The sequence below is a fragment of the Peribacillus sp. BM1 genome (genome assembly GCF_056679975.1).
In genome coordinates, this window is the sequence record NZ_CM155259.1 from 1,253,314 (window position 1) to 1,278,916 (window position 25,603).

Genomic DNA, 25,603 nt, shown 5'->3' on the forward strand with positions numbered 1-25,603 from the left:
AGCGAAAGCAGAAGGGAGACTAAAATGAGCAAGGTACGTGTATAAAACAGTTGATTGAGGAAATGGATATTCAATTTGAGGGGTATCAAACCTTCATGTCATTAAAAAATGGAAAGTTTGTCACTGTTTCAGAAGAAGAGTTATGCTTGGCAGAAGACGAGCCACTAAAAATAATGCCGGAATGGCAGCAGGAAGAAATTGAGTTGGCGATTGATGTGCTGGATTTCTGTTGAGAGCAAAGCGATGAGACTGGTAAAAATCAACTGCTAAGAGCGTTGGATGGCAAAGGTGCTTTTTGTAGATTTAAGGATGTACTTATCGATTTAAATCTGGAAGAGGAATGGTATACTTTTAAAGAATCGAGTTATAGAATACTGGCAATTAGATGGTGTGGAGATTAGGGAATTGAATATATTGAATAGGTTCGAGTGGAGGTAGGAAACGACTGGTATGTTTTCCAGTCGTTTTTTGACGAATATGTAGTTTTATTGGTATAATACCTTGTTGTAAGAGTAAAGTGCCTAAAAGGATTACCTTTTATATCTTGCAAATATAAATGGATAGGTGGTAATAAGAATGATAGAAAGTAAACCGTATAGAGTATTGTTGTACTATTATTATGTAACAATTGAGAACCCAGAGGAATTTGCAGCTGCGCATCTTGCTTGGTGTAAAGAGCACGAGCTAAAGGGCCGTATTTTGGTTGCTACTGAGGGAATCAACGGGACTGTATCAGGTACGATTGAACAAACTGATGCGTATATTAACATGATGGAAAGCGATCCTCGATTTGAAGGTATCGTATTTAAAATAGATGAAGCTGACGGACACGCATTTAAGAAAATGCATGTCAGACCACGAAATGAGCTTGTAACGCTTCGTTTGGAAGATGATATTAATCCACTTGAGGTTACTGGCCGTTATTTAAGTCCGAAGGAATTTTTAGAAGGACTTCAAGATGAAAATACCATTGTTCTAGATGCAAGAAATGATTATGAATACGAGTTAGGACATTTTAGAAATGCTGTTAAACCAGATATACAGTCTTTCCGTGAGCTTCCACAATGGGTGCGCGACAACAAAGAAATGCTTGAAGGCAAAAAAGTATTAACCTATTGTACAGGCGGTATTCGCTGTGAGAAATTCTCTGGATGGCTTGTAAGAGAAGGGTTTGAAGATGTAGGTCAGCTTCATGGTGGAATCGCCACCTACGGAAAAGACCCTGAAGTACAAGGCGAGCTTTGGGATGGGCAAATGTATGTGTTCGATGAGCGGATCTCGGTTCCTATTAACCAAAAGGAGCATGTTATTGTTGGTCAAGATTACTTCACTGGTGAGCCATGTGAACGTTATATTAATTGTGCAAATCCTGAATGTAATAAACAAATCCTTGCGTCAGAGGAAAATGAACACAAATATATGCGCAGCTGTACGCATGAGTGCCGCGTGCATCCACGTAACCTTTACGTAAAGCAACACAATCTAACAGATGAAGAATGGGCCGAAAGAGCAAGTCAGCTTACTGAAGAGATGGCTATGAAATAATGAGTTAAATGAAAAACACCTCACATCCGAAAGGAATGATCTGACCCAATAAAGTTAGACAAATATTTTAGGCAACTTTTAAGATCCGAGTTCGGTATTCTACCGGGCTCAGGTCTTTTAATTTTGCCTTCATTCTTTTGTGATTGTAGTACTCAATGTACTCTTTTAATTCTCTTTCAAAATGAGCCATACTTTCAAATTCTTGCAGGTACAGCAATTCAGACTTTAATAAGCCGAAGAAATTCTCGATAACGGCATTATCTAAGCAGTTACCCTTACGAGACATGCTTTGTGTAATTCGGTGCTCTTGTAATGTTTTCTGATACTTCTTCATTTGATAATGCCAGCCTTGATCGGAATGAAGAATGACTTTGTCTTCCGGTTTAAGACGTTTTATTGCTTCATCTAACATATTGCCCACGAGTTGATAGACAGGGCGGCTCATGACTTTGTACGCAATAATTTCGCCATTACATAAATCGAGGACAGGCGACAGATAACGTTTTTCCCCGAAAAGATGGAATTCGGTCACATCTGTTACCCATTTTTGATTCATTTTATCTGCGTTAAAATCACGTTGTAATACGTTCGGCGCGATTTTACCCACGTTCCCTTTGTAAGAACGATACTTCTTCATACGGACCATGCATTTTAAGCCAAGCTCATTCATTAAACGATTGATGGTCTTCGGATCATGAATAAAACCATATTTCTTTAGCTCTTTTGTGATGCGACGATACCCATAGCGACCTTTATGTTCATGATAAATCTTCTTAATTGCCTCTTTTATATCGGCGTATTTGTCCACTCGGTCTAATCGTTTCTCCCAATAATAATAAGTGCTGCGTGGAATGTCTGCGACTTCAACTAGATCCACAACGCCATACGGATCCTTTAGTTCAAAAATTACTTGCGCTTTGATTTGGTTTGTAATTTTTCCTGCATTTGAACTAAAGTATTCAACTTTTTTAAGTAAGCATTCTCCACTTCTAAACGCTCGATTTTCGCTTGTAACGCTTCTACTGAGCCCTCAGCTGGTGTCGTTTTAATTGTTTTCTTCTTCATAGATGGACGCCCCTTTTTCTTTGGTTCTAGCGCGTCCAATCCCTTTGTTTTCAGCAACTGATCCCATTGATAAATGGTACTGGGAGCAGAAATATTAAATGTGCTTGCCGTTTCTCGAAAAGACGCGCCCGTTTCGTTCATAAAATTGAGTACGTCTAGTTTAAACTGACTGGAGTAACTTGTATAGCCCTTCTGAAAACCTTCTGCCCCTTGCGCTTCAAATAATTTAACCCAAGTAATGACTAGTGATTTCACTGTACCAATGCTTTCTGCAATGGTTTTATAGCCTTCCTTTCCAGTTAAATAACGTTCTACCGCTTTTAACTTATCCTCTACTGTATATTTAGACATAAAAACACCCCGTAAATGTTAGTTTGGTGTCTAACATTTACGGGGCAGTTCAGAATTGAGGTGTTTTTTTAGGCTACAACAGTAAATAATCATGTAGGCCATGACGATATTACAATCTTCCTAGGCTTGAATCCCCTCTGTTTGTTCGCCTAGCTTGCCAGATAAATCATTAAGTACTTTCCCGATTTCATACGTTTCTTGATATTGTTTCAGTTGTTCTTGGAAGCTAGATAGCATTTGTTCGGCGCTAGCACTTGTCTGTTGCGACAGTGCTACGTATCTTTCGGATGATTGTTCCACTTCTGGTAAGGAACCTTGCAAGTTTTTTAGGATTGATTCAATGAATCGAAGCTTAACGTTCACCTCATCAACATGTAGACTCCATAAATCAATCGAGTCTTTACTCTTAGATGCTCCTTCAACATTTTTATTGACAATATGATAAATGTTCTCAAATTCACGATGTGTCTGGTTTGTTATCTCTTCCATTTGCCCCATCGTTGTAGCGATTTCTTCCGCTGCTTTGAAAGATTCGTTAGCAAGCTTTCTGACTTCCGTTGCAACAACTGAGAACCCCTTACCGGCGTCACCTGCTCTTGCCGCTTCGATGGTTGCGTTTAGAGCGAGCAATTTTGTCTGTTCAGCAACGGTCTGTATCAGTGAGACGATGGAAGTGACGGAGACCGAATGAGTTTTCAATGTATTCATCGTTTGGGTGACTTGTTTAAATTCCGTTTGAAATAAACCAAGTTCATTTACTAGCTGATCCATATGGTTTGTCCCACTTAGAGAAGCAACCTCCATCGTTTTCGAAATATCAAAAATATGCTGCATTTCCTGAAAGGTCTGGTAAATATCTGCTTTCATTCTGTCAAAAGCAACCATGGATACTTCAGAGCTAACGGCTGTTTCATCCGCAGCTTTTTTGACCGTTTCTATTTCATTGATCAATTCCTGATTTCGGACCAAAACAACATTTGAGGAAGTTTGCAGCTTGGCTCCGGTTGTATGTAATTGATTCGTAGTTGAGCTAATGTTTTGTAGCATACTTTTCACTGTTAGTAATAATGATTCGAAGCTTTTAACAAGGGATGTTATTTCGGCTGAGCTCCTTGGAATATCCCTTAGTGATATATCAAAATTACCTTCGCGGGCTTCTTTCATGAGTTCTCTTAGTTTTTCTAAAGGCCTTGTCAATTGATTAACGAGTACGATGACAAGAAGTGCTGTAATAATTACACAAGCAATCGTGACTGTGAGAATGGAATATGCCATTTCATGTATTTTAGTTAAATAAACTTGCTGTGGTAGAGCAATGACAAAGGACCCTTTTACTTCTTGAATTTGTTGAAAAGCAAATGTATAGGTAACACCGTTAATTTTTTTATGTAAAATGCCCTTTCCTTTTTTCGTGATCTCTGTTTGTAGAGATTCAGGGATTTTTATAGCCATTTTCTGGCTTACAGAGAACGGGACGGTTTCTTTTCCTTTGATAAGAAAGTAATCGCTATGGAGACCATCTTGACTCATGTCTGCGTTTTGGCTTTTAATGACGGTTTCTATTTTTTTGTTGAAATTCTCTTCATCCCCTACATGAAGATACATGAGATTCTGTGCCATTTGGTAAAAAAGCATAACTTCTCTTTTTAGACGTTGTTCGACAGCGGTCATCGTCGCATCTTTTGATTTTGCATAAGACATATAACTGATGATACCGGATGTGAAAATTAAGATAAATATGATAAATAGTAAGAGCTTGGTCTTTAAAGACCAGTTTGTATAAAAGTTAAATAATTTCCCCATCATCCACCTCTTCTTTCTAGGTCTAATTATCCATGAATGGTATTAAAAATTTGTTAAGCTTATGTAAATTTTTTATGTGGAAATGATGAATCGCCGTTCGGAAAATGAAGCAAATAAGTATTTCTGATAAATAGAAAAGCCTTTATTATGGTAAATTAAAGATAGAAAACACATAGAAAAGGTGGTTTGAAGGAAAGATGGAAATATTTCTAATTGTTTTACTTCTGTTGTTCCTCATTGGCCTATCCAATATAATTAATCACTTTATTCCATTTATTCCTGTTCCTCTTATTCAAATCGCTTTGGGAGGGATATTGGTGATTTTACCCATTGGCCTTCAAGTGCCAATGGAGCCTGAGTTGTTTTTTGTATTATTCATTGCACCGTTGTTATTTAATGATGGAAAAAATGTTCCGCGTAAGGCGCTATGGAAACTTAGAGTACCGATTTTATTATTAGCGTTAGGGCTAGTTTTTGTAACCGTTCTTGTAATCGGTTATTTAATTCATTGGTTGATCCCATCTATTCCTTTACCAGCTGCTTTTGCGCTTGCAGCAATCCTTTCGCCTACTGATGTAGTGGCCGTTGGTGCGATGGCTAGCCGTGTTAAGCTACCGAAAATCATTATGCATACTCTAAGAAGGAGAAGGATTAACGAATGATGCATCAGGTCTTGTAGCGTTTAAGTTTGCGGTGGCAGCTACGGTAACCGGCTACTTTTCTTTAGCGGAAGCCTCATTAAGCTTTGTCATTATTGCTTTAGGAGGCCTTATCGGGGGTGCAATCATTGCGTTTGCTATTATCAGGCTGAGAGTCTTCATCCGTCGACTAGGCATGGAAGATGTGACGATTCATATGCTCATTCAGATTTTGACTCCGTTTGTGATTTATTTAAGTGTAGAGCACTTCCACTTTTCAGGAATCTTAGGTGTCGTAGCTGGTGGAATCGTCCATGCAATTGAACGGGATCGTGAGCAGTCGCCGACGATAAAGCTACAAATCGTTTCGAATAGTACTTGGTCTGTTATTTTATTTATTTTGAATGGCCTTGTTTTTGTCTTGCTTGGCTTGCAAGTGCCAGGTGTAGCGAATTCCATTTTTGAAAACGCAGCTTTTAATAATATGGAAGTGACTGGTTATATCATCATAATCAGCATCTCCCTATTTGTCCTTCGATTCATTTGGGTATTGGTAGCATGGTGGACAGGTTGGAAAGTGAAAAAGGGAATGGTAAAGCCGTCACTCAAAGCCATTGGGATTATAACTGTTTCTGGTGTTCGTGGTGCTGTTACATTAGCGGGGGCGTTTACTCTTCCATTCGTGTTAGATGATGGCAGCCCGTTTCCAGAACGTTCATTAATTATTTTTATTGCAGCCGGAGTCATTTTGGCGACACTTATGGTTACAAGCATTTTCTTGCCGATTATTGCCCGGCAAAAGGATGAACATACGGGTGAGAATAAAGCGGAAAGAGAAAAGCGCGCATTGATTCAATCACATTCGGCGGCAATCAAAGCAGTAGAATCTTCCATTACAAATGAAAACCGCGAAGCTGCAATAAGAATTATCTCTAAATATAACGTAAGGATTAATCAAGCCCATGCAGCCGGGAGTCAAAAAAATCACTTGGAAATTAGAGAGAAAGAAAATAAGATTCGACTCATAGGACTTGAGGCTGAGGAACGAGAAATCATGAAACTTGTAAAAACGGAACAAGTTGAACATGAAGTAGCAAACTCGTGCTTAGAGCATATCCACAGAATGGAAATGGCGGTAACAAATCGAAGGAAATATCGTAGGCTGATTTTCATACTTTTGTTGAAAAAAGTGCTAGTAAAGAGTGGCAAGCTGTTTTTATCTAAAAAAAGAGAATTAATCGAGCAAAATAAAGAGCGTCTCCATAAAATGATCGCAATTAAATTGAAGACAGCTAAAGCGGCAATTAGAGAGATTAAGGAGAAAACAAGTCCAGATGATAAGGGGATTTCTTTAATCGTGATCGCAGAATATAGTTTTCTAATTTCCAGGTTAAAACGAGATAATAAAATGGTCCGAGGACACGATCAAATAAACTTCGAGCGCGATTTACAATACACAGCTATTCAAGCGGAGCGTGATGAGGTTCAGGACATGTTTGAAGAAGGGGAAATTAATTTTGAATTAGCGCAAAAAATCCGCCAGCACATTAATATTAGAGAAGCGAATGTAGTAGATGAAAGTAGTTATGATCACTGATGCAATGAAGGAATGACTTTGGAGTGGTCTTATCATATCAAATTGTACCGAATGATTGTACCATAAACAAAAATTTAGGCTACTAAAGGGGGATAGTAGAATAAATGCTTGAAAACCAGGATATCTCATTACAATTATATGAACCCAAATATAAAGCGAAATTAGCTAAGTTTTACTTAACTGATGAACAGAAAAGATATACAACTATTCCTATCGAAGCATTGAAAAAGTGTACAGAAGATCCAAAAAGAAGACCAATTGTAGTCCTATCAGGAGAAGTGCCAGTTGGTTTTTTCATTCTACATACGGGAGAAGGCATTCACGAGTTTACCGAAAACCCACAGGCAATGTTACTGCGAGCCTTTTGTATAAATCACCGTTATCAAGGAAGAAAGTATGCAGCGAGGGCAATGTCTGTTTTACCTCCTTTTGTTCAAAAGTATTTCCCGGATAAAAAAGAAATTATTCTCGCGGTTAATAAGGACAACGAGCCGGCAAAAGGATTGTATGGAAAAGCCGGATTCCATAATACAGGTGCTGAGAAAATCGGGCGAAGCGGTCCCATGCATATATATAGCTACACATTGTCGTAATGTATCCGGAATAATTGTGGCGAATTTAGTAAAGTTGACCCAAAAAGGGACCGTATTGTTTAATGTAAATACTAATTAAGGAACCCTTATGGTACACTTTAGGTAACTTAAATTGATCGTAATTGAGGTGTACAATCATTGAAAACAGTCGTTGTGATAGGTGGGGGCATTACGGGTGTATCTGCTCTTTATGAATTGCAAAAGTGGAAAAAGAAGACGGGCTCAAACGTTAGACTTGTATTGACAGAAGCCAATAAGGGGCTTGGAGGAAAAATTCATTCGGTGCATGATGGTGATTTCATAATGGAATCGGGTGCAGATTCTATCGTGGCGCGTAAAGGGTATATCGGACCATTGATTGAAGAGTTAGGGCTACAAGATAAAGTGGTATTCAATGCGACAGGGCGCTCTTTTATTCATAGTGATGGAGAATTAAAGCTTATTCCAGAAGAAGCTGTATTTGGCATTCCAACGAGCATCGAGTCATTAGCGAAAACTACATTAGTTTCTGCGGAAGGTAAAGTTGCGGCCTTGAAGGATTTCTACACAAAGAATGAATCGTTCACTACAGATGATTCTATCGGTGAATTTCTGGAATGCTTTCTGGGACAAGAATTGGTAGAAAAACAAATTGCTCCCGTGCTATCTGGTGTATACTCAGGCAAACTTGCTGATTTGACCATTGCTTCTACACTACCATATTTATTGGATTATAAGAATGAATACGGCAGCATCATACGAGGACTTTCTGAAAACAAAAAAGCTTCCCAAGGGAATGCCAGTAAGAAATTCCTTTCTTTTAAAGGCGGTCTGTCTACTTTGCTTGATCGAATGGAAGAACGGATGGAAGATGTTGAGATACATAAAGGGACAGAGGTAGAGGTTGTTGCGAAAGCGGGGAATTCATACACGGTCACTTTTGGAAACGGAGAAAGCATTAAAACTGATTATATCATTTTAAGCATTCCCCACAATGCTGCTCAAAAGCTATTGAAGAATCCTACACTCCAAAAGGAATTTGACCAATTGAAGAATAGTTCCATTATTAGCGTCTATGTAGGCTTCAATTTGGCGGACAGTGAGCTACCAAAGGATGGAACAGGCTTTATTACTGCAGGAACTAGTGAATTAACTTGTAATGCCTGTACATGGACAAGTAGAAAATGGGCACATACATCCAAGAAGAATCATTTGCTAATCCGGCTTTTCTATAAAAGTACAAACCCCTCGTTTGCTTCATTACAAACTGCTACTGAAGAAGAGTTGCTTAAGGTTGCATTAAGGGATATTAAATTAAGTCTGGGCATTTCAGGTACTCCGGTAACGAGTGAAGTGACTAAATGGAGCGACATGATGCCTAATTATCATATCCATCATCGGAAAATTGTACAACGGCTGGAAGAGAAGCTCGAGCAAGACTTTCCAGGCATTCGTCTAGCTGGCTGTTCTTACTACGGAGTAGGCATTCCCGATTGTATCGGAAATGGTGAAGCGACGGCTAAATGGGTAACGGAGCAATTATGAATAGGGGTCTGGCTTGTTTCATGTGAGTCAGATCCTTTTTTATTTGGGAAGCCGTTAGAAATAAGTTAGTTGTATCTTTTTTTTATCTTGTTTTTCTAGTTGTCTTATTTAGCGATAAGAAAATGGTTGTGGTACATTATTTGTAAACGATAATCATGTCGAAGACTGACATAGGAGGCAGCGGACATCTATGGAACATCGACTAAAAGAAGCCGAACATTTTATTCGAGTTAGTTATGCGGAACTACATAAAGGTGAAGATGAAACGCATAAACGTTTAGAAGAAGTAATCCATCAAATTCAAGAACGAGACAAGTATGAACATACGCTTGAAGAGCTTGAATATGGGGCTAAGATGGCATGGCGAAATAGTAATAAATGTATTGGTCGTTTGTTTTGGGAAACGATGCAGGTAATAGATAAACGTGATTTACAATCAATGGAAGAGATAGTAGAAGCGCTTTTCGAACATATATCGTTTGCAACAAACGGTGGCAAAATAAGACCGTCTATTACTATTTTTCAACCTGAAGGTGTTCGGATATGGAATCATCAGCTTATTCGATACGCAGGCTATGAAACCGAGAATGGGGTTATCGGCGATCCGGATTCACTAAGATTCACACAAGTTTGTGAAGAATTAGGATGGAGGGGCAGAACTGGTCGATTTGATCTTTTACCTCTCGTCATACAAATGGATGGTGGAAAGCCTCAATGGTATGAAATTCCTTCTCATCTTGTAAAAGAAGTCCCTTTGCGCCACCCTGAATATGAATGGTTTGCAGAGTTAGAGCTCAAATGGTATGCCGTTCCCATTATTTCAAACATGAGTCTTGAAATCGGTGGAATCAACTATCACGCTGCCCCGTTTAACGGCTGGTATATGGGCACAGAAATCGGGGCAAGAAATTTAGCGGACGAAGAACGATATAATATGCTTCCAATCATAGCAGAACATATGGGGCTTGATATTCACAAGAATTCATCGCTTTGGAAGGACCGGGCTCTTGTTGAACTCAATCAGGCTGTTCTTTATTCTTTTAAAGAGGATGGGGTAAGTATTGTCGATCACCATACGGCTGCCCAGCAGTTTAAGATGTTTGAGAAAAAGGAAAAGGCGGCTAGTCGGCCGGTGACTGGTAATTGGACGTGGCTCATTCCACCAGTTTCTCCAGCAGCGACTCATATATTCCATAAGCCTTATAAAAATCAAATCATTAAACCAAATTACTTTTATCAAAAACTTCCCTATAAATGATACATTCCTAATCTCCGTGGTTTTGCTCACGGGGATTTTTATTGCTTCTAGTTAGGGCAGACTCTTTATTCTTATAAAGTGTATGGTTAAAATACTACAGTATGAGCAAGAAAAATGTAGTATTTTGATGAAATTTATTTCTGGGGAAATATTTATGTCAGATGATGTACCATTAGTTATTACAAAAAAGATGTTGAAGATTGTCATGCTTCCTGTATAATGATTGGGGTTGTAAGTAAACTTCAAGTTTACTTATAGAGTACTTTAATGTCTCGGAGTTTACTAAAACTAAACTTTTGATCAAAGCGATGAAGATAGTCAAAAAATAACCTTCGTTTAAAACGGTGGCAATGACGAGTCACATGGAGATAACTATGCAAATTGGAAAAAAGATTAAGAATTTACGTTTAAAAAAAGGGTTAACTCAAGAGGAGTTAGGTGAACGAACAGATTTAAGCAAGGGATATATTTCCCAATTGGAGCGTGATTTGAGTTCCCCATCTATTGAAACCTTTTTCAATATCATAGAGGTGCTTGGATGCTCACCGAAACAATTCTTTGATGAAGAAGAGCGTGTTCAAAAAGTCGTATATGATGAAGATTCACAGACTTTTTTTGCAGAAGTAGAAAAAGGGTATCAGATTAAATGGCTCGTACCGGAATCGAATGAAAAGGAAATGGAACCGATCTATCTGACGTTTAAAGAAAAAGGGGAGTTCAAGAAGTTTGAACCATCTCTTTCAGAAACCTTTGGGTATGTATTAAGTGGAAGAGTCATTGTTTATTTAGGTAGCCACATCTATGTGGCTAAAGCAGGAGAATCTATTTATTTTCATGCTTCTGAGGCTCACCAATTGGTGAATGATATTGATGGACCTACAGAATTGCTTCTAGTTGTTACAAATTCTTATTTATAAGAATTCAGCTGTTTGGTGGAACGGATCATACGAATACATGAAGATACTGAGGAGGAGAATATTTTGACAAATGAGTCGATCATTCGTTTCGAACAAGTAACTAAACAATATGATGCAGATCCAGCTGTATTGAATGATGTTAGTTTTGAAATCGAACGAGGCAAATTTTATACGCTACTAGGACCTTCTGGTTGCGGAAAAACAACCATTCTACGTTTAATAGCCGGCTTTACGGAGGCGACGCAAGGGAAGGTTTATTTTAATGGAAAAATTATTAATCGAGTGCCGGCTAATAAACGGCAAGTAAATACCGTTTTTCAGGACTATGCGTTATTTCCTCATTTGAATGTCTTTGAAAATGTTGCATTTGGTTTGCGCATTAAGAAAATGAAGAATAGTGATGTCACTGCAAAGGTTAGAGAAGCATTAAGCTTTGTCAACCTTGACGGTTATGAAACAAGAGAAATCTCAGAAATGTCAGGTGGACAGCGCCAGCGTGTGGCCATTGCCAGAGCAATTGTAAACGAGCCTGAAGTGATCCTGCTGGATGAACCTTTGTCTGCGCTTGATCTGAAGCTGAGAACGGAAATGCAATATGAATTAAGAGAATTACAGCAAAGACTCGGGATTACCTTTATCTTTGTTACACATGATCAGGAAGAAGCGCTTGCGATGTCAGATGAGATTTTCGTGTTGAATAACGGCAAAATCCAACAAAGCGGGACGCCTACAGATATTTACGATGAACCAATTAGCCGTTTTGTCGCGGATTTCATTGGGGAATCAAATATTGTTGAAGGAAAAATGATTCGTGATCATCGAGTCGAGTTTACCGGAAAAGAGTTTGAATGTGTCGATGGTGGATTTAATGAAAATGAGCCAGTTGAGATTGTAATTCGACCAGAAGATTTGGAAATCACCGATGTGAACCGAGGTAAATTGCAAGTGCGCGTGGACTCTCAGTTATTCCGCGGCGTTCATTATGAAATTAGTAGCTATGATAGGGATGGGAATGAGTGGTTGGTTCATTCTACGAAGAAAGCGACAGTTGGCGATCAAATTGGTCTATATTTTGACGCAGAAGCCATCCATGTTATGCGTTTTGGTGAATCTGAAGAAGAATTTGACAAACGTTTAGAAGCATACAGTGATGGAGTGCAAGATGGAAAATAAAGCGAAGTTTAATTTATACTCCATTCCGTACTTTCTGTGGGTCGTCTTTTTTGTCGTTGCGCCAATCGTACTCGTCCTTTATTATTCTTTATTCGATATTGATGGGAATTTTTCACTGGTCAATTATAAGAATTTCTTTACGCCTGTTTACTTAATGATGACGTTGAATTCGTTTTGGTATGCGTTATTAATTACGTTCTTTTCTTTGCTTTTTGCCTATCCGACTGCTTATTTGTTAACAAAGACAAAGCATAAACAACTATGGTTATTACTGATCATTGTTCCTTCATGGATCAATTTACTATTGAAAGCTTATGCATTTCTAGGCATTTTCGGTACGTACGGGGCAGCAAATAAATTCCTAGAAGCAATTGGAATAGGCTCCAAACAAATTTTATTTACTGATTTTAGCTTTATTTTTGTATCAGTTTATATTTTTATTCCATTTATGATTTTACCAATCTTCAATGCATTAAATAAGTTGAACCCGAGTTTTATGGATGCGGCTAATGATTTAGGAGCATCAACGTGGACTACATTCCGCCGTGTCATTTTTCCGTTAACATTGGACGGTGTGAAATCAGGCTGCCAGGTTGTCTTTATTCCGGCTCTTTCCCTGTTTATGCTGACGCGTTTAATTTCTGGTAACCGTGTGATTACACTAGGGACAGCGATTGAACAGCATTTTCTTGTCATCCAAGATTGGGGAATGGGCTCGACCATCGCAGTGTTTTTAATTATTTTTATGTTCCTGATCATGGCATTGACAGGTGCAAGGAAAAGAGGTGTATAAGATGAAGAAGAAATTGTCACCTGTATCTTCGCTATTTTTAGTGCTTATCTTTTTTATCTTGTATGCACCAATCTTCTTTCTTATTTTTTACTCATTTAACAGCGGCGGTACTATGTTTAACTTTGAAAGCTTTACGTTGGATTGGTATCGTGAATTATTTGGTGATACGCGCTTGTTAATTATTGTTTTGAATACACTTGTGATTGCGTTATTATCTGCTTTAATCTCGACGATTATTGGCGTAATAGGTGCTCTGTTTATTCATTCGGTAAAGAGAAGACAAACGAAAAATACCATTTTATCATTGAATAGTGTGCTCATCGTCAGCCCGGATGTGATTATTGGTGCATCGTTTTTGATTTTGTTTACGATGGCTGGAATCAAGCTTGGTTTTTACTCCGTGTTGTTAGCACATATTGCTTTTAGTGTACCAATCGTCGTCTTAATGGTTCTGCCGAAACTAATGGAAATGAGTCCGACTTATATTGATGCAGCACGTGACCTTGGAGCAAGCAACATGGGTGTGCTTACAAAAGTGATCTTACCTTATATTACTCCAGGCATATTTGCTGGGTTTTTCATGGCACTAACATACTCTCTTGACGACTTCGCGGTTACATTCTTTGTGACAGGAAATGGGTTTTCGACCTTATCGGTTGAAATCTATTCATTGGCACGTAGGGGAGTATCTTTGAATATTAATGCTCTGTCTTCCTTACTATTCCTGTTTACCGTTATTTTGGTCATTGGCTATTACTTCATCACGAAGCGTAGTACGAAGTCAGGCGGAATGGGGGTTCGTAAATGAAACAATTAGTCCGTGTATTTTTGACGATCATTCTTGTTTCTATTGTGCTCCTTTCTATCACGAATCGATTGAATCAATCACAAGGTTTGTCAGGTGGCAATACGTTGACGGTTTATAACTGGGGAGACTATATTGATACGGATTTAATTGATCAATTTGAAAAAGAAACAGGCATAAAAGTAATTTATGAGACATTTGACTCAAACGAAGCGATGATGACGAAAATTGAACAAGGTGGAACGACGTATGATGTTGCGGTTCCATCTGAATATATGATTGATAAAATGATTAAGGAAGACTTATTAATTCAACTTGACCACTCGAAGCTACCGAATCTGGAGAATATCGATGAACGGTTTCTAGACCTGCCATTTGATCCTGATAATGTATATTCTATTCCGTACTTTTGGGGAACGGTGGGTATTGTCTATAATCCAGAAATGTTGAATGGGATGGAAATAACAAGCTGGAATGATTTGTGGGATCCTAAATTAAAAAATGAAATTTTATTAATTGATGGCGCGCGCGAAGTAATCGGAATGGGACTTAATAGTTTACATTATTCATTAAATGATACAAATCCATTACATTTACAAGAAGCGAAGGCGAAGCTTGATTTATTGACTCCAAACATCAAGGCAATTGTCGGTGATGAAAATAAATTGCTGCTAGCAAACAAAGAAGCGGCCATTGGGATTACTTGGTCAGGAGACGCTTCAGAGATTATGTCTGAAAATGAAGACCTAGACTATGTCGTACCAAGTGAAGGGTCTAATTTATGGTTTGATAATATGGTCATCCCGAAAACAGCAAAAAATATTGATGGGGCCCATGCGTTCATTAACTTCATGCTAGATGCGAAGGTTTCTGCACAAAACACAGAGTATGTAAGCTACTCAACGCCGAATAAAGCAGCACTGGAATTTTTGCCGGAAGAAGTGGTAAAAGATGAACGTTTTTATCCGTCACCGGAATTAACTGATAAGCTAGAAGTATATGAGAACCTTGGGAAAAGAAATTTGGCTACCTATAATGAACTTTTCCTGGAGTTTAAAATGCACCGGAAATAATGAGGGAGGAGGATGTCCTGGATGGGTTTGACTTACACTCTATACGCGATTTATAGTGTTTCATACACTCGTTAATTGTATATAGTTGTTGGTTTGAGCATTTGGTTTAGGATAGCCTCTTTTTCATTTTGACAAAAATATGTGATTTTCACACTTATTTAAAGACTCGTTCATAGTTTCGTCATATTTTCTCGATATGATGAATGAATAAGAACAAATCATAGAAACGAACGTATTAATGATAAGGGAGAGCGCTGATGAAAGATTTCTTTAAAAGTACAAAAACGTATATATGGGGTGCAGCCATTCTGCTTATTGTCGCTGCAGCCGTACTTATTGCCGCTTTTTCAAGCAATGAGACCGTGGCAGAAGTGGATGGAAATAAAATTAGTAAGGACGAGTTGTACGATGCCCTTGTCAGTCAATATGGAGCGACTGTCTTAGATACAATGATTACGAATAAATTGGTTGACCTTGAAGCAGATAAAGAAAAAGTGAAAATCACAGATAAGGAAATTCAAACAGAGCTCGATACGATGATGGAATCATATGGCGGAAAAGATACGTTCGAAGCGCAGCTTGCAAGCAGTGGCTTGAAAACTGCGGATATTGAAGAAGATATTCGCTCGTATTTAAAGACTGTAAAATTATTAGAGCCTAGAATCAAGATTACAGATGATGAAATGAAGGAGTATTTCGAAGCCAATAAAGACCAGTATGCGCAAGCTGAGCAAGTAGAAGCAAGTCATATTTTAGTGAAGGATGAAGCGACAGCTAAAGAAGTAGCTACGAAATTAGCTGATGGAGGCGACTTTACTAAATTAGCAAAGGAATATTCTACTGATGCCGCAAATGCTTCCAATGGAGGGAAGTTAGGCTATTTCGGAAAAGGTGAAATGGCACCAGAGTTTGAAAAGGCAGCTTTCTCCATGAAGATAAACGAGATCAGTGATCCAGTTAAAACAGACTTTGGTTATCATATCATTCAAGTAACTGGTAAAAAGGAAGCGAAAGCAGCGAGCTTTGAAGATAGTAAAAAAGACATCAAAGAAGCTCTCAAAACTCAAAAACTATCCTCTGAATTCCCGACATGGCTAACAGAGACGAAAAAAGATCACAAGATTAGTAATACATTAGTTCCTGAGAAGTAATAACGAATTCAAGATCCAAAAAAGAACGAGCAGAAATTGCTCGTTTTTTTCTTTGGGTTGTTTTAAGTGCGTGTTTAAAAAAGAGGGCGAAAAGAGCCGAATTTTGCAATTTTCGAGATTTATTTGCCTATAGCAGCGGAAAAGTGTCGAGATACGATAAAAAACATCTTGCGTTTTACCTCTTACTTTCGTAAAATGATTTTAACAGAATACTTTACTTTGCTAAAGAGATAAAGAAATAAAGAAAAAAGATATGTGAGGGAAGAAATATGAAAAAGATCATTATACCATTATTAATGATGACAATAGCTTTAATGGTTACAGCTTGCGGCACACAACCTAAATTGCCTGATAGTTCAAATAATAAACAGGGCGAAAATGAAACAGGTGGCGATACTTTAGCTGAAATAAAAGAGAAAGGTGAGATCACCATTGGTGTAGATGATACACTCCCACCTATGGAATATCGCAATGATAAAAATGAGTTGGTGGGTTTTGATATTGATTTTGCCGAAGCACTTGGGAAGGAGCTTGGGGTTAAAGTGAAATTTGTCCCATCGGCATGGGATGGAATTATCCCTGGTTTAGATGCGAAACGATTTGACATTATTTTATCTTCCATGAATGCGACAGATGAAAGGAAGAAAAAAGTTGATTTTGTCGAATACTTTGGTGTCGGACAAATTTTGGCTGTGAAAACAGGAAACCCTTTAAATATCAATTCAGTAGATGACTTGAATGGGAAAATTGTTGGGGTCCAATTAGGTTCTACAGGTGAAACAGCTGCGAATTCTATAAGCGGGCTTAAAGAAGTAAAAAAATACGATTTGACTACCGATGTATTTAATGATATGGGACTTGGACGTGTAGAGGCTGCTGTTGTAGGAGAAATGATTGGCCGTTATTATATGGCGACTAAGCCTGGAGAATTTGAAGTTGTAGGAGAAGCATTCCAAGTACAACCTATGGGTATTGCTGTTCGAAAAAATGATACTCAGCTTCGGGAAGCCTTAGAAAAAGCAGTGCAGACTGTTGAAGATAATGGGACATTAAGTAAAATCAGTGAAAAGTGGTTTGAGACGGACATTACAAAAAAATAATCTATGACGGATAAACCGGGCAACCGTTTTATCCGTTTTATTTTCAAAAGGAGAGAGAGAAATGAACGATTTTTTATCCTTTGCACTCACGTATTTACCTTACTTATTACAGGGGGCATTAGTTACTATTGAAATCGCAGTAATTGGAGTGATTTTTGGAAGTATACTAGGATTACTGGTCGGGCTTGGCCGGGTTTCAAGAAACCCTCTTTTATCCCAAATTAGTAGATTTTATATTTGGGTTATACGTGGCACTCCTCTGTTATTACAATTATTTGTGATTCACTTTGCTATTCCATCGGTATTCAGTGCTCTTACCATGCCACCGTTTGTTTCAGCCTGCATCGCGCTGTCCATAAATGCAGCTGCCTATATTGCGGAAATTGCCAGAGGGGCGATTCAATCAATCGATAAAGGACAAATGGAAGCAGCAAGATCACTTGGATTAAGTTCAAGTCAATCTATGAGACGTGTCATCGTTCCTCAAGCCTTTCGCCGAATGCTGCCGCCTTTAGGAAACGAATTTATTGCCTTAATTAAAGAGTCTTCCCTTGTATCAACTATTGCCTTATATGATTTGCTTCGGACAGGTCAACAAATTATCAGTAGTACGTACCGTTATATGGAGGTCTTTTTCCTAGTTGGCTTAATCTACTTATTATTAACGACGGTCATGTCCTTTATTATAGGGAAAATTGAGAAAAAGGTAGGTGCATATGAATGATTTCATGTAACAATGTGGTGAAAACATTTAATAAATTAGAAGTTTTAAAAGGGATCGATTTAGACGTTGCTTCCGGTGAAGTTGTCGTGATTATCGGACCAAGTGGTTCTGGGAAAAGTACGTTTCTCCGCTGCATGAATTGTTTAGAAGTAGCTGACAGTGGGACGATCACTATTAATGGAAAAATAGTTGAGTCAAAAGAGTCCTCATTAAACAAACTTCGTCAGGACATCGGGATGGTTTTTCAGCAATTTAATTTATTCCCTCATCGTACCGTAATCGGGAATATCATGGAAGCACCTGTCTTGTTAAAAAAGGTGACAAAGGATCAGGCGAAGAAAAAAGGCATGGAGCTTCTTAAAAAGGTAGGATTAGAAGACAAAGTAGATGAGTTCCCTAACCGGTTATCTGGGGGACAAAAACAACGTGTGGCAATTGCTAGAGCATTGGCGATGGAACCAAAAATTATGCTGTTTGATGAACCCACATCTGCCCTTGATCCAGAATTAGTCGGCGAAGTACTAGCTGTTATGAAACAATTAGCAAAAGAAGGGATGACCATGGTGGTCGTCACACATGAAATGGGATTTGCTAAGGAAGTAGCCGACCGTGTGATCTTTATGGATGGAGGCTATATCGTTGAGCAAGGATCTCCAGAGGACATTTTTGGGCAGCCAAAGCATGAGCGAACGAAAGAATTTTTAGGACATTTGAAATAGGAGGGTTGATCATGGATCGAGTTTCAACTAAAGAGTTTTCCGCCATACTAGAAGAAAAAGTAGATCATTTATTCCCTCGATTAATTGAAATCAGAAGACATCTTCATATGAACCCTGAAATTAGCAATAAGGAATTTGAAACAACAAAACGTTTAAACGAATGGTTAAAAGAATTTGGAATCCCGCAAATTCCTACTGACTTAAAAACAGGGACAGCGGCAAGGGTGGTTGGAAAACAACAAGGACCGACCATTGCTTTACGCGCAGATATTGATGCTCTACCGATTCAAGAAGAATCTAATCTGCCGTTTCGTTCCAAAGTAGACGGCGTCAGCCATATGTGCGGTCATGATGTCCACACAACGATTGCATTAGGTGCTGCAATTATCTTGCAAGAGCTTAGTGAGATCCTGCCAGGAAATGTCCGTATTTTATTCCAACCAGCGGAAGAAACGGAAGGAGGAGCTGTGTCCCTCATTGAAGCAGGACTATTAAATGGTGTAAAGTCGATCATCGGTCTCCATAATTCCCCAGATATTCCTACAGGTACAATGGGGATAAAAGAAGGCTTCTTTATGGCAAGTGTGGACGACTTTACCCTTACGATAAAAGGGAAAGGTGGACATGCGGCACTGCCTGAAAGAACCATTGATCCAATCGTGATAGGCAGTGCCGTTGTCAGCCAGCTTCAAACAATCGTAAGCCGTAACATCTCCTCTAAAGAATCTGCGGTTGTAAGTATTGGTTCCTTTCAAGCAGGTGCAACCAATAATGTCATCCCAGATCACGCTATTTTAAAAGGTACTGTCAGGACTTCAAATGAAGAAGTCAGACAAAAAATCTATGAGATTTTTACAAAAGTCGTGACAAATACGGTTACCGGACTTGGCGGCAAAGTCGAAATTGATTACAAATTTTTAATTCCTGCCGTAGTAAATGATGCCAGAGTCACAGAAATTGCGCGCTCCGCTTCAATATCCGTTGTAGGTGAAGCAAATACGCTTCTAGCCGATTCAACTATGGGTGGAGAGGATTTCTCATACTATCAAAGAGAAGTACCTGGATGCTACGTATGGCTAGGCTCGAGAAATGAAGAAAAAGGAATCACCCACGACTTGCATCACCCAAAATTTATGGTCGACGAAGATGCAATCAAAATCGGCGTAAAATGGATGGTCCAAGCTGCTTTTCAATTACTGAAAGACAAATAAGAAAAATAAAGCACCTGTTTAGTGGCATAGAAGATGACAAACAACATAAACGAGGTAAAATTAACAACCTACTCTCATCTTAATGAATATTCATTGCTTAGATTGCACACAAATCGCACAGAATTTCTAGAAATTCTGTGCGATTTGGATAAATAAATATTTATAATCTGGAGTTACTAGAATCTATTTATACAAAAACACTGTATGAAAGATCGTTTAGATAATTGACAGGGTTGGTTGAGCCAATTTAATCTAACAATAGAAAACCCACCTAAGCAATCGAGCTTAGGTGGGTTTTTCATCAAACGAGTACTATTTCAGTTCGTCCACTGCCGACAATCTCTTCCATTTCAGATCCTTCAAGTGTTTCTTGCTTCAATAATGCTTCGACAAGTTCTTCGTATTGTTCGCCATTACTACTGATAAGTTTTTCAGTTGCTTGAATCGCTTCGTTAAATAATTCCTGCATTTTTTTTGCTTTTTCACCTTTATTGAATGTGAGAGTGAAGCGATCCTGGAGCATTCCGGTTTCAACCATTTGTTCAAGTGGATGTTTCGCTTGTTTGACAACGCCGCTTACACCGATGCTATGTTCAGCTAAAAACATCCGTTCTGAAACACCGCCAGCATGAATCATTTTGACTTGATCGAGTCATTCACTTGTTGTGACTGATTAGAATTAGCTATAGATTCTGTTGAAGCGTCCTTTAATTGACTACCTGCTTCAGCAACCTTGGAGCCTATGCCCACTAATTCATCTTTGGCTTCCATTACTGTAGACACGGCATCGGTTGAAATATCCTTGACCTCACTTACTTTGCTGAACACATCTTCATTAATTATTGAATAAAGGTCTTGAGCATCACTGATTGCCTCTTTTAGTACTTCGGATGCTGATTTAAAACGGTTAATCATATTATCTTTCACTTCATTCGGATTTTCTTTCACGTGGGTAATCATGTCCAAGGATGAGTCTTTAATATCCAATGCTGTTTCTTTTACTTTGGTCCTTGTTGATGAATTTAAGAGCATGAGTGCCCCACCTATAATTCCCCCGACAATTATTCCTTTTACCAGTTTACTGTTATTTTGATCATCTGAAGTTTGACCCATGTTTAATTCCTCCTAGCATCAAAGTGATTAGCTTATTGGTATTTTCCCGATTCACTTGTTTGTTAAACTACATCATTTAGTTTTACAGTAATGGATGAGGACCTTAATACGAATTCTTAAGGGGGGGTTAAAAAGACAGATTCATTAATTTTGCTAATATAATAGATGCAGAAGTGTATTTTGAACTATATATTTATAGTTAATGAACCTTTTGTAATGTTCTTACATTCACTACTACATATGTCGATTATAGCAACATAAAAATAGAAAACCCTCCTAGGCAATCATTAGTGCCAAGGAGGATTTTTATCAAACAAGGGCGATTTCAGGTCGACTAGAACCAATGATTTCTTCAACCTCTGATCCATCAAGTGTTTCCTTCTTTAATAATGCTTCGACAAGTTTTTCGTATTGTTCGCGGTTATTGCTGATAAGTTTTTCAGTTGCTTGAATCGCTTCGTTAAATAATTCCTGCATTTTTTTCTCTTTTTCACCTTTATTGAATGTGAGAGTGAAGCCATCCTGAAGCATTCCGGTTTCAACCATTTGTTCAAGTAGATGTTTCGCTTGTTTGACATCGCCGCTTACACCGATGCTATGTTCACCTAAAAACATCCGCTCTGAAACACCGCCAGCTAGAATCATCTTGACTTGATCGAGTAATTCACTCGTTGTGGCTAAATGCAGCTCCTTTTGAAGCGGTGCAACATAACCGAGTGCATCGCCACGAGGAATGATAGTTGCCTTACGAACAGAACCTGGTTTCGTAATCGTAGCTACTAGGGCATGTCCACTTTCATGAATAGCGACACGTCTTTTTATTTCAGGATCATTCAATGAACGTGATGTGCTGCCTAAAATCGTACGATCAATGGCATAATCAAGATCGCTTTTCTCAATAAACTCCTGTCCAACACGTAATGCCCGTCTTGAAGCCGTATCGAATAGAGAACTTAAATCAGCACCGGAGAAACCTGAAGTGCTTTGGGCTAACGTATCAAGTGAACGAAGAACGTCTTTTGACAGCTTCCTTCCTTTTGCATGGATATCAATAATTTCTTTCCGGCCTTTTGTATCGGGCAAAGGTACTTGGAATGAAAAATCAATCCGTCCAGGGCGAAGGAAGGCGTCATCTAACATATCCTTCCGGTTTGTAGCGGATATAAACAATATCCCATCATTCGAATGCCCGCCATCAAGCTGTACGAGCAGTTCAGTCAATGTTTTTTCTCCTTCTTCACCGCCATGTTCTTTTCGTTTAGCAGCCAAAGCATCTACTTCATCAATAAAAATGACCGCTGGTGTTTGTTTTCTTGCATTTTGGAATAAACTACGAACACGTGAAGCCCCAACACCGACAAACATTTCAGTAAATGCTGAACCGCTTGTAGAAAAGAAGTTGGCGCCCATTTCTTTAGCAATTGCCTGAGCAAGCAAAGTCTTGCCAGTTCCAGGAGGCCCATATAATAGAATTCCTTTTGGAGCGGTGATTCCTAGTTTCTCTGAACGATCAGGTTCCTTTAAAATGGAAAGTGTCTGTAGAATTTCTTCTTTAATTTCGGCCTGCAATCCGCCGATATCATCAAGGGTAATGGCTGGAAGCGGTTTTGCCGAAGAAACACTATTCTTCCTTTTTCCGATGCCACCTTTTGTTTTTCTTTGTATAATAATGGCGCTTGCCGCTAATGCAGCGACTATTCCGCCTAATAACCATAGACTGAATGGGCTAGTTGATGAGAAAGAATACTGAACATTATATGTTTCAACAAGTTTGTTTACTAATTGGCTATTTGGAGGTACATGAGAAATATAAATTCCATCTGGGGTAGTCAATGTCAAAGTACCATTTTGATTTTCCTTCAACGTTACTAATTCACCATTCTGGGCTGCAATCTTATTTTCGACTGAAGAATAAGGAATTTCTGTCTTCTGTGATTGGTTAACAACATACAATAAAACACCGGCAATGATCACAAGAAATGCCGCAAAGATGGGCGTGAATTTCGAAACGAACGTAGAGTTTGATTTCAATTTGTCAGCTCCCTTTATTATATGAAACTAGTATAGTGAACTTTCTTCTATTATAAATGGTTCTTTTGCACTATTTATAGTGGGAAATAATGTAATGGACTATAATGAGGGATATTTTCTCAATCTTAACTTCGTTGTTAGACAGTAATAAGTATGACATGGTAAAGTGAAAAGGCATGAGACTAGTTCTCAAACAACAATAGAGGAATGGTTATAAATGAATAAATTTAAGAGTGATTATATCATTACAATGGACGATATTGTGAGAGAGGGCGATCCAATATTACGTCAGAATACGGAAGAAGTGAAACTGCCCCTTTCTGCGGATGACAAAGAAACACTGGAGAGTATGATGCAATTCCTAAAGAATAGTCAGGATCCAGATATAGCAAAAAAGTATCATTTACGTGCTGGAGTCGGACTGTCTGCGAATCAAATTGGCTTGAATAAACGAATGTTCGTCATGTACTTTACAGATATAAAAGGAACCCTATATGAACATGCACTCGTTAACCCTAAAATTATTAGCCATTCAGCATCAATGGTCTACTTGCCCCAAAGTGAAGGTTGTCTTTCTGTTGACCGTGACATAAGTGGTTACGTGCCAAGATATGAGCGTGTCAAAGTGAAAGCAACGGACTTAACAGGGGAGGAGATCCAACTTCGTCTAAAGGGGTTCCCGGCAATCGTCTTCCAACATGAATTGGACCATTTAAATGGCGTCATGTTCTATGACAGGATTAATGAAAAAAATCCATTTAAACTTCCTGATAATGTGGATATTACAAGTATATAAAATGTAATTCGTAAAGTAAGGTTTGATACGAAACAATTTTCGGAAATAAAACAAGGCTGTCACAAAGACAGCCTTGTTTTATTTTTGGTTTACAGCCCCTTTTTGCGTCGCTTTAACGCGTGTGTTCCCCATAAAGAAAACGGTAATAACTGCTACGCTAATTGGAATAAGTGCCAGCATGAAAATTAAGGAAATCGAATCTGACATGGCTTGTACAATCTTGTTAAGAACAAAGTCTGGAATGTTTGCACGAGCTTCTGATTGGAACAGTTCACGTGAATCTTTAAGATTAGTAAACGTCCCTTCAGCCCCATTCCCCATCCCTTTAAATGAATCAGCCAATTTGCTCGTAAATGCATGATTTTGTATGGCGCCGAAGATGGTGATTCCTAACGTCATTCCAAATGAACGCAAAAATGAATTCGTTGAGGTAGCGGATCCTCGAAAACGCGGCTCTAAATCATGTATGGATGCTGTTGGTAGTAAAGAAAATGAAAACCCAACTCCAATACCAACGATTGTCATATAAAGGGTGAGCAATCCTCTGCTTGTTTCAGGCGTTAATGTTCCGAGCAAGAACATGCCAATAAAATAAGCGATTACTGAAATAATCATTAAATTGCGGAAGCTTGCTTTCGTTTGGAAAATCCCACCGCATGCACTTCCAACCACAGAACCGAGCATCATTGGCATAAGAATAAGCCCCGCATTTGTAGCGGATCCTCCATATACAGCTTGGACAAAAATCGGAATATAAACGGTTAAAATAATAAACGATGCCCCATAAAGAATCGCTAAAATTTGCGAAGTGGCAAATAAGCGATTTTTGAACATCCAGAAAGATATGATTGGTTCTTGCGCTCTTTTTTCGAAAAAGAAAAATAATAACAAGAACACGGCGAAACTAGTAAACAAGCCGATAATCTGGATTGAGTCCCAGCTATATTTACCACCACCTAGTTCAAGTGCGAACATGAGACTAATTACGGCGATGACAAGTGTTGTAGCTCCGCCCCAATCAATTTTTTGTTCCTGAACTTGTGGAGATTCTTTATAGTAGCGTAGTACGAAAAATAAGGATACTAATCCAATGGGTACGTTCACATAAAAAACCCAATGCCAACTTATATATTCAGTAATATAAGCGCCTAATAAAGGTCCCATAACACTTGATGCCCCAAATACAGCACCTAGCAACCCAGTCATTTTCCCACGCTTTTCAGGTGGGAAAATATCAAATACAATCGTAAAGGCAATCGGCATTAGGGCTCCACCGCCAATTCCTTGTATCGCTCTAAAAATACTTAATTGAACCATACTTTGGGCAATTCCGCATAATGCAGAACCGAGTAGAAAAACAATAAGACCGAAAATGAAAAAACGTTTGCGACCATACATGTCAGAAAGTTTACCGAAAATTGGCATCCCGGCCATTGTGGCAACCATATAGGCAGATGTTACCCAGACAAACTTATCAAAGTCTCCTAAATCTGATACGATGGTCCCCATCGCCGTAGCAACAATGGTATTGTCCATCGCCGACATGAAAATTCCCAATAGTAAACCAGCAACAATGAGATTTTGATTTTTATTCTTTTGAATATCAGCCACCAATTCCCCCCC

At 38.6% G+C, this 25,603-nt stretch carries 23 protein-coding genes and 1 pseudogene; 18 read left to right on the forward strand and 6 right to left on the reverse strand.

Features of this window, described 5'->3' with window-relative positions:
• The first annotated feature begins 50 nt into the window (after nt 1-50).
• The 3 genes from AC1MGI_RS06175 to trhO all read left to right on the forward strand — a co-directional run bounded on the left by AC1MGI_RS06175 (nt 51) and on the right by trhO (nt 1,545).
• A complete protein-coding gene (locus AC1MGI_RS06175) occupies nt 51-233 on the forward strand; it encodes a hypothetical protein (protein WP_480348934.1) in 183 nt (60 codons plus the stop codon).
• Nucleotides 234-275: 42 nt separating this feature from the next.
• Nucleotides 276-401: a hypothetical protein gene (locus AC1MGI_RS06180; protein ID WP_480348935.1), complete on the forward strand. Its 126-nt coding sequence runs from the start codon at nt 276-278 to the stop codon at nt 399-401.
• 175 nt (nt 402-576) lie between these two features.
• Nucleotides 577-1,545 (forward strand): oxygen-dependent tRNA uridine(34) hydroxylase TrhO, encoded by a 969-nt coding sequence (trhO, locus tag AC1MGI_RS06185; RefSeq protein ID WP_480348936.1) that lies wholly within the window; start codon nt 577-579, stop codon nt 1,543-1,545.
• 67 nt (nt 1,546-1,612) lie between these two features.
• On the opposite strand, the gene AC1MGI_RS06190 is transcribed toward trhO, so the two are convergent.
• Together AC1MGI_RS06190 and AC1MGI_RS06195 are read right to left on the reverse strand one after the other, a co-directional pair.
• Nucleotides 1,613-2,961 (reverse strand): IS3 family transposase gene (locus tag AC1MGI_RS06190; RefSeq protein WP_480348478.1). Its coding sequence is split into 2 segments (ribosomal slippage): nt 1,613-2,517 and nt 2,517-2,961, totalling 1,350 coding nucleotides; the frame shifts between segments, so codons are not numbered across the junction.
• A 120-nt stretch (nt 2,962-3,081) separates the two neighbouring features.
• Complete coding sequence (locus tag AC1MGI_RS06195; RefSeq protein ID WP_480348937.1) at nt 3,082-4,767, reverse strand: methyl-accepting chemotaxis protein; 1,686 nt, start codon at nt 4,765-4,767, stop codon at nt 3,082-3,084.
• Between the two features lie 194 nt (nt 4,768-4,961).
• On the opposite strand from AC1MGI_RS06195, the pseudogene AC1MGI_RS06200 reads away from it, so the two are divergent.
• From AC1MGI_RS06200 to AC1MGI_RS06265, 14 genes and pseudogenes are all read left to right on the forward strand, one after another.
• Nucleotides 4,962-6,999, forward strand: a pseudogene (locus AC1MGI_RS06200) (Na+/H+ antiporter).
• 104 nt (nt 7,000-7,103) lie between these two features.
• On the forward strand, nt 7,104-7,592 hold the full coding sequence (locus tag AC1MGI_RS06205; RefSeq protein WP_480348938.1) for a GNAT family N-acetyltransferase: 489 nt from the start codon (nt 7,104-7,106) through the stop codon (nt 7,590-7,592).
• 138 nt (nt 7,593-7,730) lie between these two features.
• A complete protein-coding gene (locus tag AC1MGI_RS06210) occupies nt 7,731-9,116 on the forward strand; it encodes a protoporphyrinogen oxidase (protein ID WP_480348939.1) in 1,386 nt (461 codons plus the stop codon).
• 190 nt (nt 9,117-9,306) lie between these two features.
• On the forward strand, nt 9,307-10,374 hold the full coding sequence (locus AC1MGI_RS06215) for a nitric oxide synthase oxygenase (RefSeq protein WP_480348940.1): 1,068 nt from the start codon (nt 9,307-9,309) through the stop codon (nt 10,372-10,374).
• A gap of 374 nt (nt 10,375-10,748) precedes the next feature.
• The gene (locus tag AC1MGI_RS06220) at nt 10,749-11,291 is read left to right on the forward strand and encodes a helix-turn-helix domain-containing protein (RefSeq protein ID WP_480348941.1); all 543 of its coding nucleotides are present in this window, start codon (nt 10,749-10,751) and stop codon (nt 11,289-11,291) included.
• Nucleotides 11,292-11,354: 63 nt separating this feature from the next.
• Entirely contained in the window at nt 11,355-12,464 is a 1,110-nt protein-coding gene (locus AC1MGI_RS06225; RefSeq protein WP_480348942.1) for an ABC transporter ATP-binding protein, read from the forward strand.
• Entirely contained in the window at nt 12,454-13,257 is an 804-nt protein-coding gene (locus AC1MGI_RS06230; protein WP_062186921.1) for an ABC transporter permease, read from the forward strand. The genes AC1MGI_RS06225 and AC1MGI_RS06230 overlap by 11 nt, the downstream gene beginning before the upstream one ends.
• A 1-nt stretch (nt 13,258) precedes the next feature.
• Entirely contained in the window at nt 13,259-14,065 is an 807-nt protein-coding gene (locus AC1MGI_RS06235) for an ABC transporter permease (RefSeq protein ID WP_480348943.1), read from the forward strand.
• The gene (locus AC1MGI_RS06240) at nt 14,062-15,135 is read left to right on the forward strand and encodes an ABC transporter substrate-binding protein (RefSeq protein WP_480348944.1); all 1,074 of its coding nucleotides are present in this window, start codon (nt 14,062-14,064) and stop codon (nt 15,133-15,135) included. The genes AC1MGI_RS06235 and AC1MGI_RS06240 overlap by 4 nt, the downstream gene beginning before the upstream one ends.
• Before the next feature lie 257 nt (nt 15,136-15,392).
• Nucleotides 15,393-16,286 (forward strand): peptidylprolyl isomerase, encoded by an 894-nt coding sequence (locus AC1MGI_RS06245; protein ID WP_480348945.1) that lies wholly within the window; start codon nt 15,393-15,395, stop codon nt 16,284-16,286.
• A gap of 269 nt (nt 16,287-16,555) precedes the next feature.
• Nucleotides 16,556-17,386, forward strand: coding sequence for a transporter substrate-binding domain-containing protein (locus tag AC1MGI_RS06250; protein WP_480348946.1), 831 nt, complete (start codon nt 16,556-16,558; stop codon nt 17,384-17,386).
• Between the two features lie 61 nt (nt 17,387-17,447).
• Complete coding sequence (locus AC1MGI_RS06255; RefSeq protein WP_480348947.1) at nt 17,448-18,110, forward strand: amino acid ABC transporter permease; 663 nt, start codon at nt 17,448-17,450, stop codon at nt 18,108-18,110.
• Nucleotides 18,107-18,829 (forward strand): amino acid ABC transporter ATP-binding protein, encoded by a 723-nt coding sequence (locus AC1MGI_RS06260; RefSeq protein WP_480348948.1) that lies wholly within the window; start codon nt 18,107-18,109, stop codon nt 18,827-18,829. Before AC1MGI_RS06255 ends, AC1MGI_RS06260 begins: the two co-directional genes overlap by 4 nt.
• An 11-nt stretch (nt 18,830-18,840) precedes the next feature.
• Nucleotides 18,841-20,040: a M20 metallopeptidase family protein gene (locus tag AC1MGI_RS06265; protein WP_480348949.1), complete on the forward strand. Its 1,200-nt coding sequence runs from the start codon at nt 18,841-18,843 to the stop codon at nt 20,038-20,040.
• A 301-nt stretch (nt 20,041-20,341) separates the two neighbouring features.
• Here the strand turns inward: AC1MGI_RS06265 and AC1MGI_RS06270 are convergent, their stop codons facing one another.
• The 3 genes from AC1MGI_RS06270 to AC1MGI_RS06280 all read right to left on the reverse strand — a co-directional run bounded on the left by AC1MGI_RS06270 (nt 20,342) and on the right by AC1MGI_RS06280 (nt 23,184).
• On the reverse strand, nt 20,342-20,677 hold the full coding sequence (locus AC1MGI_RS06270) for a M41 family metallopeptidase (protein ID WP_480348950.1): 336 nt from the start codon (nt 20,675-20,677) through the stop codon (nt 20,342-20,344).
• Entirely contained in the window at nt 20,674-21,153 is a 480-nt protein-coding gene (locus AC1MGI_RS06275) for a YtxH domain-containing protein (protein ID WP_480348951.1), read from the reverse strand. Before AC1MGI_RS06275 ends, AC1MGI_RS06270 begins: the two co-directional genes overlap by 4 nt.
• Before the next feature lie 309 nt (nt 21,154-21,462).
• Complete coding sequence (locus AC1MGI_RS06280; protein WP_480348952.1) at nt 21,463-23,184, reverse strand: AAA family ATPase; 1,722 nt, start codon at nt 23,182-23,184, stop codon at nt 21,463-21,465.
• 217 nt (nt 23,185-23,401) lie between these two features.
• On the opposite strand from AC1MGI_RS06280, the gene def reads away from it, so the two are divergent.
• Nucleotides 23,402-23,980: a peptide deformylase gene (gene def / locus AC1MGI_RS06285; RefSeq protein WP_480348953.1), complete on the forward strand. Its 579-nt coding sequence runs from the start codon at nt 23,402-23,404 to the stop codon at nt 23,978-23,980.
• A gap of 78 nt (nt 23,981-24,058) precedes the next feature.
• On the opposite strand, the gene AC1MGI_RS06290 is transcribed toward def, so the two are convergent.
• Nucleotides 24,059-25,525, reverse strand: a complete 1,467-nt coding sequence (locus AC1MGI_RS06290; RefSeq protein WP_480349713.1) for an MDR family MFS transporter — start codon at nt 25,523-25,525, stop codon at nt 24,059-24,061.
• Nucleotides 25,526-25,603: the final 78 nt, after the last annotated feature.